The sequence below is a fragment of the Bradyrhizobium sp. WSM3983 genome, from assembly GCF_000473045.1.
In the GTDB taxonomy this organism is placed as follows: Bacteria; Pseudomonadota; Alphaproteobacteria; order Rhizobiales; family Xanthobacteraceae; genus Bradyrhizobium.
The window spans coordinates 1-12,492 of the sequence record NZ_AXAY01000008.1 but is presented as its reverse complement, the minus strand read 5'-3'; the positions used below and the strand labels follow the sequence as shown (position 1 = coordinate 12,492).

At 63.6% G+C, this 12,492-nt stretch carries 13 protein-coding genes and 1 pseudogene; 3 read left to right on the top strand and 11 right to left on the bottom strand.

The features are described 5' to 3' along the window. Nucleotides 1-42 precede the first annotated feature (42 nt). The 9 genes from YUA_RS44005 to soxX all read right to left on the bottom strand — a co-directional run bounded on the left by YUA_RS44005 (nt 43) and on the right by soxX (nt 6,249). On the bottom strand, nt 43-204 hold the full coding sequence (locus YUA_RS44005; RefSeq protein ID WP_198029424.1) for a hypothetical protein: 162 nt from the start codon (nt 202-204) through the stop codon (nt 43-45). An 89-nt stretch (nt 205-293) separates the two neighbouring features. After that, a complete protein-coding gene (locus tag YUA_RS0114565) occupies nt 294-1,334 on the bottom strand; it encodes an MBL fold metallo-hydrolase (protein ID WP_027531362.1) in 1,041 nt (346 codons plus the stop codon). A gap of 301 nt (nt 1,335-1,635) precedes the next feature. Then, entirely contained in the window at nt 1,636-2,094 is a 459-nt protein-coding gene (locus YUA_RS0114560) for a hypothetical protein (protein ID WP_027531361.1), read from the bottom strand. Nucleotides 2,095-2,096: 2 nt separating this feature from the next. Then, complete coding sequence (soxB, locus tag YUA_RS0114555; RefSeq protein ID WP_027531360.1) at nt 2,097-3,842, bottom strand: thiosulfohydrolase SoxB; 1,746 nt, start codon at nt 3,840-3,842, stop codon at nt 2,097-2,099. A gap of 55 nt (nt 3,843-3,897) precedes the next feature. Further along, a complete protein-coding gene (locus YUA_RS0114550; RefSeq protein ID WP_027531359.1) occupies nt 3,898-4,203 on the bottom strand; it encodes a hypothetical protein in 306 nt (101 codons plus the stop codon). After that, a complete protein-coding gene (gene soxA / locus YUA_RS0114545) occupies nt 4,200-5,063 on the bottom strand; it encodes a sulfur oxidation c-type cytochrome SoxA (protein ID WP_027531358.1) in 864 nt (287 codons plus the stop codon). Before soxA ends, YUA_RS0114550 begins: the two co-directional genes overlap by 4 nt. Beyond that, entirely contained in the window at nt 5,063-5,374 is a 312-nt protein-coding gene (gene soxZ / locus YUA_RS0114540) for a thiosulfate oxidation carrier complex protein SoxZ (RefSeq protein WP_027531357.1), read from the bottom strand. The genes soxA and soxZ overlap by 1 nt, the downstream gene beginning before the upstream one ends. A 10-nt stretch (nt 5,375-5,384) precedes the next feature. Next, a complete protein-coding gene (gene soxY, locus YUA_RS0114535) occupies nt 5,385-5,870 on the bottom strand; it encodes a thiosulfate oxidation carrier protein SoxY (RefSeq protein ID WP_027531356.1) in 486 nt (161 codons plus the stop codon). A gap of 22 nt (nt 5,871-5,892) precedes the next feature. After that, nucleotides 5,893-6,249 carry a sulfur oxidation c-type cytochrome SoxX gene (gene soxX, locus YUA_RS0114530; RefSeq protein ID WP_027531355.1) on the bottom strand — a complete coding sequence of 119 codons (357 nt, stop codon included), beginning with the start codon at nt 6,247-6,249 and terminating at the stop codon, nt 5,893-5,895. A gap of 223 nt (nt 6,250-6,472) precedes the next feature. Between soxX and YUA_RS0114525 the strand changes: the two genes are divergently transcribed. Next, nucleotides 6,473-7,144 carry a DUF938 domain-containing protein gene (locus tag YUA_RS0114525; protein WP_027531354.1) on the top strand — a complete coding sequence of 224 codons (672 nt, stop codon included), beginning with the start codon at nt 6,473-6,475 and terminating at the stop codon, nt 7,142-7,144. 179 nt (nt 7,145-7,323) lie between these two features. Here YUA_RS0114525 and YUA_RS0114520 read toward each other — a convergent pair whose 3' ends face one another. Continuing rightward, nucleotides 7,324-9,393 carry a prolyl oligopeptidase family protein gene (locus tag YUA_RS0114520; RefSeq protein ID WP_027531353.1) on the bottom strand — a complete coding sequence of 690 codons (2,070 nt, stop codon included), beginning with the start codon at nt 9,391-9,393 and terminating at the stop codon, nt 7,324-7,326. 186 nt (nt 9,394-9,579) lie between these two features. Between YUA_RS0114520 and YUA_RS0114515 the strand changes: the two genes are divergently transcribed. Next, the gene (locus YUA_RS0114515; protein WP_027531352.1) at nt 9,580-10,827 is read left to right on the top strand and encodes an MFS transporter; all 1,248 of its coding nucleotides are present in this window, start codon (nt 9,580-9,582) and stop codon (nt 10,825-10,827) included. A 142-nt stretch (nt 10,828-10,969) separates the two neighbouring features. After that, complete coding sequence (locus tag YUA_RS0114510) at nt 10,970-12,208, top strand: MFS transporter (protein ID WP_027531351.1); 1,239 nt, start codon at nt 10,970-10,972, stop codon at nt 12,206-12,208. A gap of 144 nt (nt 12,209-12,352) precedes the next feature. On the opposite strand, the pseudogene YUA_RS51635 reads toward YUA_RS0114510, so the two are convergent. Further along, nucleotides 12,353-12,492 (bottom strand): annotated as a pseudogene (locus tag YUA_RS51635) (IS701 family transposase); the annotation flags it as partial.

Below are 12,492 nucleotides of genomic sequence, written 5' to 3'. Positions count from 1 at the left end.
GACGACGGCGGAGAGCGTGGTTAGATCTCGCACCCAGCACCCTCACAACGGCTCGTCATCAGTCCCATAACGATCGCGCTTCGGCGTGGCGATGTCACCGTCTTCATAATCGTCGTCGGCGTCGCGTCGAGGTTTAGGCTTCTTCGCCTTGTCGTCCGCGGTCTTCGTCTTCGGCGGTTCGCTCGGCTTGCCTGTCTTGGCCATGGCTGATCCCGGATGGCGATGCGTCATCCGCTTCTACCCGCAAAATCTAAGCGGTTCCTGACCTATCTCAAGGCTCTGCGACAATGGCGTCAGGCCTGCACCACAGGCCCACCCGCCTTTTTCCAGGCATCGATGCCGCCGGCGATGTGGGCGGTGTTGGAGAGGCCGGCCTCCTTGGCGGCGGCGACAGCCATCGCCGAGCGCTCGCCGAAGGCGCAGAAGAACACGACGCGGCGCCCCGTCGCGGCCGCGACCTCCCGCAGCATGCCGCCGGGCTTGAGGCTCTCCTCGACGCTCGGATAGGGCGTGTGCAGCGCGCCTTCGAGCATGCCGTGCTTCATCCGCTCATTGGTCTCGCGCAGATCGACCAGCAGAATATCGGGCCGGTGGAGCGAGCGGATCGCCTCGACGGCGCTGAGCGCGCGGCCCTCTTTCTCCAGCTCCTCCTGATGCAGGCCGACCCGCATATTGGCCGGTACCGCCACGTCCATCATCTTCGGATTGGGCAGCTTCAGGTTCGCCATCAGCTCGATATATTCGTCGACCGAGCGTACCTGCAGCCGCGGATTGTAGCGCTTCTCTTCCCCGATGGTGGAGACAGTGTCGCCCTTGTAGTCATGCGCCGGGAAGACCATCGTCTCATCCGGCAGCTTGAGCAGCCGATTGAAAATTGACTCGTACTGTGCGCGCGACGAGCCGTTCTGGAAATCGGTGCGGCCGGTGCCGCGGATCAAGAGCGTATCGCCGGTGAAGACGCGATCGCCCATCAGATAGGAATAGGAATCGTCGGTGTGGCCCGGCGTGTACATCACGTCGAGCGACAGGCCCTCGATCGTCACCTTGTCGCCGTCGGCAACCCGCATCGCCACCACGTCGGCCTTGGTCTGGTCGCCCATCACCGTCATGCAATGGGTGCGGTCGCGCAGCTCGCCGAGGCCGGTGACGTGGTCGGCATGCAGATGGGTGTCGACCGCCTTGACCAGCTTGAGGTCGAGCTCGCGCAGCAGCTGGCAGTAGCGGTCGACCTTCTCCAGCACGGGATCGAGGATCAGCGCCTCGCCGCCGGGGCGGCTGGCGAGGACATAGCTGTAGGTGCCCGAAACGCTGTCGAAGAGCTGGCGGAAGATCATGGCAAGACCCGGCGTGAACTCGATTTCGGGGATTCTACTACGCCGGAGGATAGAAGGAGAAGTAATTCACTGCGGGGACGAGAAAATTTAGAAGGTTTTTGTTGCGGGGGTAAGGGGCTTGGGCGGTTTGGGAGCGACGGCCGATCCACAAAATCGGCGTCGTCCCGGCGGAGGCCGGGACCCATAACCACAGGGAGTAATTTGGTGAAGAATCAGCCGTTCGGTACTTCTATCGCGCCCATCGATAGACCTCGCGGTATGGGTCCCGGCCTTCGCCGGGACGACAAGGGAGAGAGCGGCCCTATGGCCTCACCACCGTGTACCCGTTCTCCGCCAGAAACAGGATCTGCCCCACGCCCACCTGGACCGGTGTCGCAGCCGGGATGAATTCCGGCCGCTTGCCTGTCTCCCGCTCGATCGTATCGACCGTGTTGAGGCAGATGTCGAAGCGCACGCCCTGCGCGATCAGGCTTTCGACCTGCTTACGGCGCTCGCTGCCTGACAGCAGCAAATCGATGCCGGGGCCGAAGGCCACCACCTCGACTGCGATCTTGTCGGGGTCGTAGGCCTTCAGAAGATTGTTGGCGACGCTCAGCACCAGCGCCTGCTTCTTGGCATCAGCATCGGAAAGCTGCAGCACGATCTTGTGCTCGGCGAACGGCTTGTCCTGGAGCGGCACTTGCTGCGCCGAAGCCAACGCCGGTGCGACCAAGACGAGCAGCGTCAGCATCATCGCGCGAAAGAATTGCGACCGCATCATCCCTATCCTGCAATGCCCGGATTGCCGTCGACGCCCTTCAGCGTGACGCCGGCGCCGAGGCGCTCCTGAAACATCCGGCCCGAGCGCAGATATCTGCCGACGACGTCCCACACCGGTGCGCCCTGCTGGCCGTTGACCGAGGCCCAGCCTGCGACCTTGTAGTGCCTGACGGCGCTGAGCGCCTTGCCGTTGGCGAGCTTGAGCTCGGAGATGCGGCTGCCGATCGCGTTGGTGGGGCTGCAGGCGTAGCTGAGCCCGCCGGCGCGCACCATGTCGCCGCCCTGCTGATAGTAGGGATCGGCGTTGAAGAGATTGTCGCAGATGTCTTCCAGCACGTCCTTGATCTGGGCGCCGGTCATCTCCTGCACATAGGTCTCGGGATAGGTGATCGCGGTTTCCGCGAGCACATCCTCCATGGTCAGTGGCTGGCCGGGCAACGCGGTGACGCCCCAGCGGAAGCCCGGCGACAGCGCGATCTCGGCATCGAGCTCGGTCCGCAGTGCGGTGCAGATCAGCTCGTCGACGGGCCCGGCGAAATTGTCGCGGCGATAGAGCAGCCGATCGGGCGTTGCGATCTTCTCCGACCAGTCGGTCACATGCGGCGCGCGCAGCTTTCCGATCAGCTCGGCCATTCCGAGATCGGGCTTGAGCAGCTCGGAATAGACCGGCAGCAGATGGTACCTGATATCGCTGACCCTGCCCTTGTCGAGCGCGAGATCGAGCACGGCGAGAAATTTTCCGTTCGATCCGGCATTGGTGACAAGCGTCGTACCGCCAGCGTTCTTCACGGCGATCGGTTGCGGCACGGCATCGTGGGTGTGGCCGCCGAGGATGACGTCGATGCCGGTGACGCGGCTTGCGAGTTTGAGGTCGACGTCCATGCCGTTGTGCGACAGCAGGATGACCGCATCGACCTTGTCGGCGCCGCGCAACGCATCGACATGCTTCTGGAGCTCTTCCTCGCGGATGCCAAAAGTCCAGTCCGGCGTGAACCGTTTGGGATGCGCGATCGGCACGTAAGGAAACGCCTGGCCGATGATCGCGACGCGATGACCGCCGAGCTCCTTGATGGTCGACGGCTTGAACACGCGCCCGCTTGCCTTGTCGAAGGCGAGGGCGTCGTTGAACGCGGCTTCCTCGGTCAGGAACACGTTCTGCGCCAGAAACTCGCCCTTGAAGTGCTCGAGATTGTCACGCAGCGCCTGCTCGCCATAGGTGAACTCCCAATGCCCGGTCATCGCCTCGATACCGAGCAGGTTGGCGACCTCCACCATGTCGCGGCCCTGCATGATGTTGGCGAGGCCCGTGCCCTGCCAGAGATCGCCACCGTCGACCAGCATGGCGTGCTTCTCGCCGACATCGCCGCGCAGGCGGTCGATCAGCGTCTTCAGATGAGCGAAGCCGCCGAGCTTGCCGAAACGGCCGGCCGACTTCTCGAACTCGACAGAGGTGAAAGCATAGGCGTCCGCGCTGTCGGGCCGGATGCCAAAATGCTCCAGGAAAGCGCGGCCGACCAGATGCGGCGGTCGTCCCGCCATCTCGCCAATGCCGATATTGACGCTGGGCTCGCGAAAATAGACCGGGTTGAGCTGCGCATGTGTGTCGGTGAGGTGGAGGATCCGCGCATTGCCGAACCGCTCGATGTCGTAGATGCCAGCGGTCTCGGCGCCGCGCGCAAACCGAGGCAGCACAAGCGATGCGGCAGCAACGGCTGAGCTCTTCAGGAAATCGCGGCGGCGGATCGCCATTTTCAAATTCTCCGCGCCTCTTAACGCCAGTTCGACGGGTCCCACCAAGCTTACTTTAGCGGATTTCCATCGCCTTCCAGGCCTCTTTTTCGGAGGTCGCCTGGACAATCGATGCTTTCGCCAGTGCTTCAGCTTCCCTGGCTGCGGCCACGGCGCGGTCGAAATCGCCGCCGTCGCCCGCCTTCTTGGCGGCCGCCAGCGTCGAGACGGTCGTGGTCCATTGATTGCGCATGCCGGCTGCCTCCTCGGAAGCGGCCTCCGCGGCAGCATAGGCCGCCTGGTAGTCCGCTTCATTTGCCGCGCGCGCCGCCGGCGCGAGGCTCAGGGCCAGCAACATGGCGATAGGAAGTGACCGCTTCATGGCCGCGCTCCCGGTCCTGATATCGGCAGGCCGTTGGCGACGTAGGACAGGAAATATTCGACGTCGCGATATTCATCCGCCTGCGGCTCCAGCGGAACCGCGCGGGTCTGGCTGTTGCAGGTGATGAAGCGGCGGCTGGTGGTGCCCATGCCGCTCCATTCTGAGCGGTAGATCGGCATTGCGTTCAAAATCCCGAGCGCCGGCGCCAGAATCTCGGCGCGGATGCGCTCGCCCGGGCTCTGCACGTGGCAGCTTGCGCAGGAGAAATTCAGCTGGCCGCGCCTTGTGTAGAAATAACGCTTGCCGTTTTCGAACGCTTCGAGCGCGCGGGGGTCGTCGGGAATCCTGATGTCCATCGGCTTGCCGCGCGAGGTGAAGGCCATGTAGGCCGTGAGCGAGGCCATCTCGTCCTTGACGTAGGAGTAGGGCGCCTCGCCATTGGCCTCGCGGCAGCGGTTGAGCGCGAGCTCCAGCGTGACGACCTTGCCTTCCTTCGTATCGAAGTAAGGATAGTTCTGGCGGATGCCGATGCCGCCGTTCGCAAAGCAATCAGCGTAGGTCTTGCCGTTCTTGAACGGCGTCGAAAACATCTCCTTGCCGGCATCGAGTGCGAACTCGTAAGGCGGAAACTCTTCCTTCTCCTGCCACTGCCGCTTCATGTCCTCGTTCATGGAATAAGGACCGTTGACGAAATCCTCGTGCTTCACGTCAGGAAATTTCTGGAAGAAGAAATTCTGGAACGCCTTGGCGTCAGCGACGGGATCGACCTTGTCGGCTGCGATCACGCGCGGAGAGGTGAGTGCAAGCGCGACAAGGGCGGCGCTCAACGACCCAAGCAGAAGGGAGGTGCGGGCCTTCATCACGCGATCTTCGCGGTGGTCTCGTCGGACCCACCCTTGTTGTCGCTCCAGGAGATCTTGAGATCGTCGCCCTTCTTGGCGCCCTTGAAGCTGAACTTGACGTAGGGATCCTTGGAGATCGCGGTGCCCCAATTGGCGACGAAGACGTCCCTGCCGTTACATGCGAACTTCAGTTCCCGGATGTAGTGCGCGGGGATCAACGCGCCCTTGGCGTCCTTGACGAGGCCGGTATCCATGGGGTGCTGGATCAACGTCTGCACCTCGGTGATGTCGCCGTTGGATGTCGCGCGCACGCGAATGCTGGATGCCATCTTGATTCCCCTAGCCGCCGCAGCCGCCGACGGTGACCTTCACTTCCTTGGTCGCGCTGTAGAGCTTGCCGTCGGCTTCCACGATTGCGGTCACGTTGCTGGTCTTCGCCATCTTCAGGCGGTTGGCGACAGCGGGGATCGTACCGTCGGGAAACTTGTAGGACGCCGCCAGCGCGTTCGGGTTCTCGGCCACGAAGAACGAGATCGTGGTGACCTTGTCGAGCGTCGTCGCTACCGAGATCGGCACCACGCCGCCATTCTCCGCGATCTCGGGCGCATCGAGCTTGATCTTGTCGGACGGCTCGGCGGTCCTGCCATAGAGCGCCTTGATTGCATCCGCTTCGTTCTTCAGCTTGAACGCCTCTTCCGGATATTTGTCATTGGCCGCGGCGCGCACGGGCGCAAACGGCAGATTGCCGAGGCCGATCAGCGCGACCGAGACCGCGCCCTGAAGGATCAGGCGCCGCGTCGGGTGAGGGCCGGTGTGTGTGGTCATCTCAGGTCTCCTGGGCCGGCCGTTACAGCGTCTGCAGGAAATCAACGATCGCGCTGATCTCCTGGTCGGTCAAAAGCCGGTTGCGGCCGAACGGCGGCATCATGGTCTGCGGGTTGCGCTTGGTCTCGTCGAACAGGATCGCGACCAGCTCGCTGCGGTCGGGGTATTTTGCCTTGAGGTTCTTCAGCTCCGGCCCGATCGTACCTGGCAAATCGCCGCCCTTGATGACGTGGCAGGTCAGGCAATTGCCCTTGCCGCGGTCGAAGGCGAGTTTCTGGCCCTCGGCGATTGCGGACTGCGCCCACGCCGGGCGCGCGGCGAGGCCCGTGAGGACGACCAGCGCGAGGAGCAGGGCGGGCTTGCGAGGAAAGGCGGTCAAGGCGTCGTTCCGAGGCTTATGATGTCTGCAAAAGATAGTGTTCAAAAGCACAAAGGACATGCCCTGACAATCAAGACTATGCAGGCCGTAAAATGGCGTTAATATCTTCCGCATTGCAACTGAAGAGATAGATCGTTCATCAAGCCGGCTTTAACCGGCAATTGCTTGGGTGTTTTGCCCTTGTTGCGTTTTCGTCTGCTTTCTCATTTTCCGGGGACGTGAATTGGCTGAATATGTCGTTGAATTTGGCAGGGACGGCGGGAGGGTCGAATCTGACGGCCGTCTCGATGCGCCGGCCTTCCATCGCAATCACGAGCCGCTTTGGGCGGCCCTCGAAAAGCATCTCGCCGGGCGGTCGGGCGACGTGGTCGAGGTCGGCAGTGGAACCGGCCAGCATGTGGTCGATTTCGCCCATCATACGCCGGATCTGGTCTGGTGGCCGAGCGACCTCAACCAGCGCCACGTGAAGAGCATCGAGGCCTGGCGCCTGCATTCGGGGCTGGACAACGTCCGCTCGCCGCTGCGGATCGATCTCTCCGATCCCGACTGGTGCCCGGAGATGAAGAGCGGGCAGGGGCCGAACAATCTTGCGGCCGTGTTCTGCGCCAATGTCATCCACATTGCGCCCTGGACCGTGGCCGAGGGCCTGTTTGCCGGCGCCGGCAAATATCTACGCGCTGACGGCCAGCTGTTCCTCTACGGCCCGTTCAAGCGCGACGGCAAGCACACCGCACTCAGCAACGCCGTGTTCGACACCTCCTTGCGCGAAGGCAATCCCGAATGGGGTGTGCGCGACGTCGGCGATGTCGAGACACTGGCGCGCGGTGCGGGCCTCCGCCTCATCGATACCATCGACATGCCGGCTAACAATCTGACGCTGGTATTTGCGCGTTAAGCTGCGATGACGGTGCGCTCCCTCCCCCGCAGGCGGGGGAGGGTTGGGGAGAGGGTGTCGCCGCAACGGGATAATCCCCTAGAGGACAAAACCCTCACCCGGCGCTCCGCGCCGACCTCTCCCGCAAGCGGGAGAGGTGCACTACCTGCTGGGCTTACACTGATCCAATAAAGACGCCGTCAGGCCTCGCCGTCCCGCCAGCCGATCTTCTCCTTCAAGAACTCAAAGCCAAGCACCTCGAAGCCGGCGCGCTCCTTGTTGTCCTTGCCGTAGCCGTGACCGCCGGCGGCCGGCTCGAAGAACCAGGCCTCGTAGCCCATCGCCTGCAGCTTTGCCGCCATCTTGCGCGCGTGGCCGGGATGGACGCGGTCGTCGCGCCGCGTCGTGGCGATCAGGATCGGTGGATAGACTTGGCCGGCTTTCACGTTGTGATAGGCGGAGTAGGTCTTCAGCCATTCCCATTCCTCCGGCTTGTCGGGATCGCCATACTCCGCAATCCAGCTCGCGCCCGCGAGCAGTTTGGTGTAGCGGCGCATGTCGATCAGCGGGATGGTGCAGAACAGCGCGCCGAAACGCTCGGGGTAGCGCACCAGCATGTTGGTGATGAGGATGCCGCCATTCGATCCGCCCTGGGCTGCGATGTGCTTTGCGCTCGTGACGCCGCGACGGACGAGATCGGCGGCCACGGCGGCGAAATCGTCGTGCGACAATTTCTTGCCGGCAAAACGGCCGGCATCGTGCCAGCGCGTGCCGAACTCGCCGCCGCCGCGCAAATTCGCCTGCACCGTCGTGCCGCCGCGCTCCAGCCAGAGCTTGCCGAGCGACGAATTGTACTGCGGCCTCACGGCGAGTCCGAAGCCGCCATAGGCGCTCATGTAGACCGGCGCATCGCCGGTCTCACCTGCCGGGCCGGTCTGCACATAGGGAATGCGCTCGCCGTCCACCGAGATTGCCTCGTGCTGCGTCACGATGAGGCCGTCGGCGTTGAACGTCTTCGGTGCCTGCTTCAGCACAATCGGGCTTCCGACGCCGCGTTCGATCAGCATCAGCGACGGCGGCGTGAGCGGGTCCTGCGCATTGGCGAGCAGGTCGCCATTGCTCTCGGATTCGTGGTGATCGAAACTCCAGACATCGACCACGCCGATGCCAGGAAGCCCTTGCAGCCTCTCGCGGCTCCAGCCCGATGCCGACGGCGTGCAAATCTCGAACACCGGCCGCAACTCGTCGAGAATGGAGAGCACGAGCTTGCCGCCACTCCAGGAAAAGCCCTGCAACGCGCGTCGCGGCCCCGGCTCGAACAACACGGAGAAGTCGCGGCTGCCCGCGAGGAACGCGGACAGCGAAATGCCGAGCATCGCGTCGGCTGCATATGTGTGACCCGCGACCGACCAGGTCTCGCGTGGCTTGACCGAGAGCCAGTCCCCATGGGTCTGCATCCAGATGTTGCTGGGCAGGTCGAGTTTTGTGGTTGGGCCGGCTGTGGTACCGACCGAGGTGCGGAAATTGAAGAAGTCGGACTGGTCGATGAACCAGATGCGTTGTGCCGGCACGGTATCGTCGACATGGCTGTACACTCGCATATGGTCGGGCGTCGTTTCGAACACCACCGGCGCCTGGTCGATACTGGTCCCGCGTTGCCACAGCCGAACGGTCCTTGCGTAGCCTGATGTCGTCGCCATGCCGTCGCCAAGCGCGCTCGACAGCAGCAGCGTGTCGGCATCGATCCAATCGACGCTGCTCTTGGCTTCGGTGAGAAAGAAGCCGTCGGCCACGAAGCTCTTCGTGCCGGTGTCGAACTCACGCAACGTCACCGCATCGCTGCCGCCGCGCGACAAGCTCAAAATGACGCGCGCGCTGCCGGGCCGCGAGGCCACGCCGCTAAAGAGCCAGTCCTTGTCTTCCGCCGCGGCAAGCTGGTCGATGTCGAGCAGGATCTCCCATGACGGCGTGGCTTTCCGAAATTCTTCAAGCGTGGTGCGCCGCCACAGGCCGCGTGGATGGTCAGCGTCCTTCCAGAGATTGTAGAGCCAGCCACCACGACGCCGCACATAGGGAATGTTGTCCGGACGATCGTAGATCGCCGCGAGCGCATCATGATCGCGTTCGAACGCCGCGCCGCCGAATTTTTCCAGCGTCAGGCGGTTCTGCCGCTCGACGAAATCGAGCGCGCGGACGCCTTCGACCTCTTCCAGCCAGAGCCAGGGATCGTCATCGGGAGCGCTGAGCGTAGGCCTGTCGTCGACGGACATGAGTGAAACTCCCTGAAGATCGCGGCGATAGGATTTGATCGAACGCAAGCCGTCAAGAGCATGGGCCGGGTATCATCGGCCCGATTGCGTCAGAGGCATGGCCTGCGCCCGTTTGCGCCGGTTGCCCGCCCTCCCGCGCCCCTCCATAGTGCCGGGAATCACCAAGCCTTCCGGGCGGAAATGCCGATGATAGACGTGACTTCAGCCAGTGAGATTGCCGACGACGTCCGCGTGCGTGCCAATGTGGTGCGCCTTGCCGCGGCGCAGGCGCTGACCGGTGCCAATTCGGCGGTGATCTTCGCCACCGGCGCGATCGTCGGTGCCACGCTCGCACCCGACATGTCGTTCGCGACTGTGCCGATCTCGATGTATGTGGTGGGGCTCGCCGCAGGTACGCTGCCAACCGGTGCGATCTCGCGCCGCTTCGGCCGCCGCGCGGCTTTCATCGTCGGCACCGGCCTCGGCACGCTCACCGGTCTGATCGGTTCGTTCGCGATCCTGCACGCCTCGTTCGCGCTGTTCTGTCTTGCGACCTTTCTCGGTGGCCTCTACGGCTCGGTGGCGCAATCCTATCGTTTCGCCGCCGCCGACGGCGCCAGCGCGGCCTATCGGCCCAAGGCGGTGTCGTGGGTGATGGCGGGCGGCGTGTTCGCCGGCGTGCTCGGTCCGCAGCTGGTGCAATGGACCATGGACATCTGGTCGCCTTATCTGTTCGCCTTCAGCTTCCTGGTCCAGGCGGCCGTCGCGCTGATCGCAATGGGCATCGTGGCCGGCGTCGACATGCCGAAGCCGGCACCTGCCGATCTGCATGGCGGAAGGCCGCTGCTTACCATCGTGACCCAGCCGCGATTCATCGCAGCCGCACTGTGCGGCGTCATCTCCTATCCCATGATGAATCTGGTGATGACTTCGGCGCCGCTCGCCATGAAGATGTGCGGGCTCAGCCTGTCCGATTCCAATTTCGGCATTCAATGGCACATCGTCGCGATGTACGGGCCGAGCTTCTTCACCGGCGCGCTGCTCGCCCGCTTCGGCGCACCCAAGATCGTTGCTGCTGGACTGCTGCTCGAAGCCGGCGCCGCCACCATCGGCCTCTCCGGCATCACCGCGATGCATTTCTGGGCCACGCTGATCGTGCTCGGGATCGGCTGGAATTTCTCCTTCATCGGCGCATCTGCTTTGGTGCTGGAGACGCACCGCCCGCAGGAGCGCAACAAGGTGCAGGCGTTCAACGATTTCCTGGTGTTCGGGATGATGGCGATCGGCTCATTCTCATCGGGGCAGCTGCTTGCGAATTACGGCTGGTCCGCGGTGAACATGGTGGTGTTCCCGCCGGTAGCAATCGGCCTTGTCGCGCTCTCGCTGGCGTCCTGGGCCCGCCGCCGCAGGACGCGGGTCGCGGCGGCAATGGGCGAGTTCCCGGACGCGATTTGAGTTGGCAGGAGGCTGTCAGCAACATCAATACTACGATCCAGGCCGAAGTGATTTTCGGACGCCCGGTTGTTACATGATGCTCGTCATGGATAGGCGAGCGTGAAGCGAAGCGCTCGCGGGGGATAGCCAAGGAGAAGCGCAAATGCTCGACAATCCCCACCACGTCGCTCCAATCGATGAATCCTCGCTCCGCTATGAAGGCTGGCGCATCGTCGCGGTCTGCTTCCTGCTCGCGACCTTCGGCTGGGGGCTCGGCTTTTACGGCCAGAGCGTCTATGTCGCCGAGCTGCAGCGCGCGCGGGGCTGGCCGGCCTCGCTGATCTCGTCCGGCACCACGTTCTTCTATCTGTTCGGCGCGCTGCTCGTCGTCTTTGTCGGCGAGGCCGTCCGGAAATATGGTCCGCGGCTCTGTCTGATCGCCGGCACGGTGGCGATGGCGGCCGCCGCGGTCGCGATCGGCGCGGTGCGCGAGCCGTGGCAGCTTTATCTGGCCGATGCCGTCCTCGCCTTCGGCTGGGCTGGCACCAGCCTCGCCATGATCACCAACACGATCAGCCTTTGGTTCGACCACAAGCGCGGCATGGCGATCAGCCTGGCGCTGAATGGTGCTAGCTTTGGCGGCATCGTCGGCGTGCCGCTGCTGGTCATGATGATCAGCCATATCGGCTTTGCCAGTGCTATGTATGGCGCGGCCGGCGCCATGCTTGTGCTGCTCGTGCCGGTGATTTTGTTTGTCGTTGGCCGGCCTCCCGATCTCCATGGCTGGCGTGGGACGGCGAAAGCAAAGCCGCTATCGTCGACGGAGATCCGCAACCGCGCACTGCGCGATGTCGGCTTCCTCACGGTAACCATTGCCTTCGCGCTGGTGCTGTTCGCCCAGGTCGGCTTCATCGTGCACCTGATCTCGTTCCTCGATCCCGTGATCGGGCGCGAACGTGCGGCCGTGGCGGTCGCGGTGCTCACCGCGATGGCGGTGGTCGGCCGGGTGCTGTTCTCGATGGTGATCGACCGCCTCAACCAGCGGCTGGCCTCCGCGCTATCGTTCCTCAGCCAGGCCGCCGCGCTGTGCGTCGTCATCAATCTGCACAATGACTACGCGCTGATGGCAGCCTGCGCGGTGTTCGGCTTCTCCGTCGGCAATCTCATCACCCTGCCGTCGCTGATCGTGCAGCAGGAGTTCGACAGCGCCTCGTTCGGCGTGCTGATCAGCCTGAATACCGCGATCAACCAGGTGACGTACGCGTTCGGCCCCGGCGTCGTCGGCGTCCTGCGCGATTGGTCCGGCGGCTACGCGCTGCCGTTCTATCTCTGCATCGCGCTGGAGGTGATGGCTGCGGCGCTGATCATGGTGCGGGGGAAGCCGCAGGCGAAGACCGCGTAGGGTGGGTTAGTCTTACTGCGTCATGGGCGTCGTCGTCCATTGGATGCTGCGCCGATGCCACAGCATGGACATCGCGGCAAGGTTTTAATGAGCATGCGGATCAATCGGGCGCGCATGGTTGCGATCGAGTTCGGGACGTGGCGTTCAGGCCGCGTGGGCGGAGCCTCTCGGTCGATAATCGTCGGGTAAGCGAGGTACCGGGACTGACGGGGCGGAACGTGGTCCTGAGGGGGGAATCGTCGCCTGCTCGGCGATCAGAAAGCCATAGGCTGCGATGCACAGGG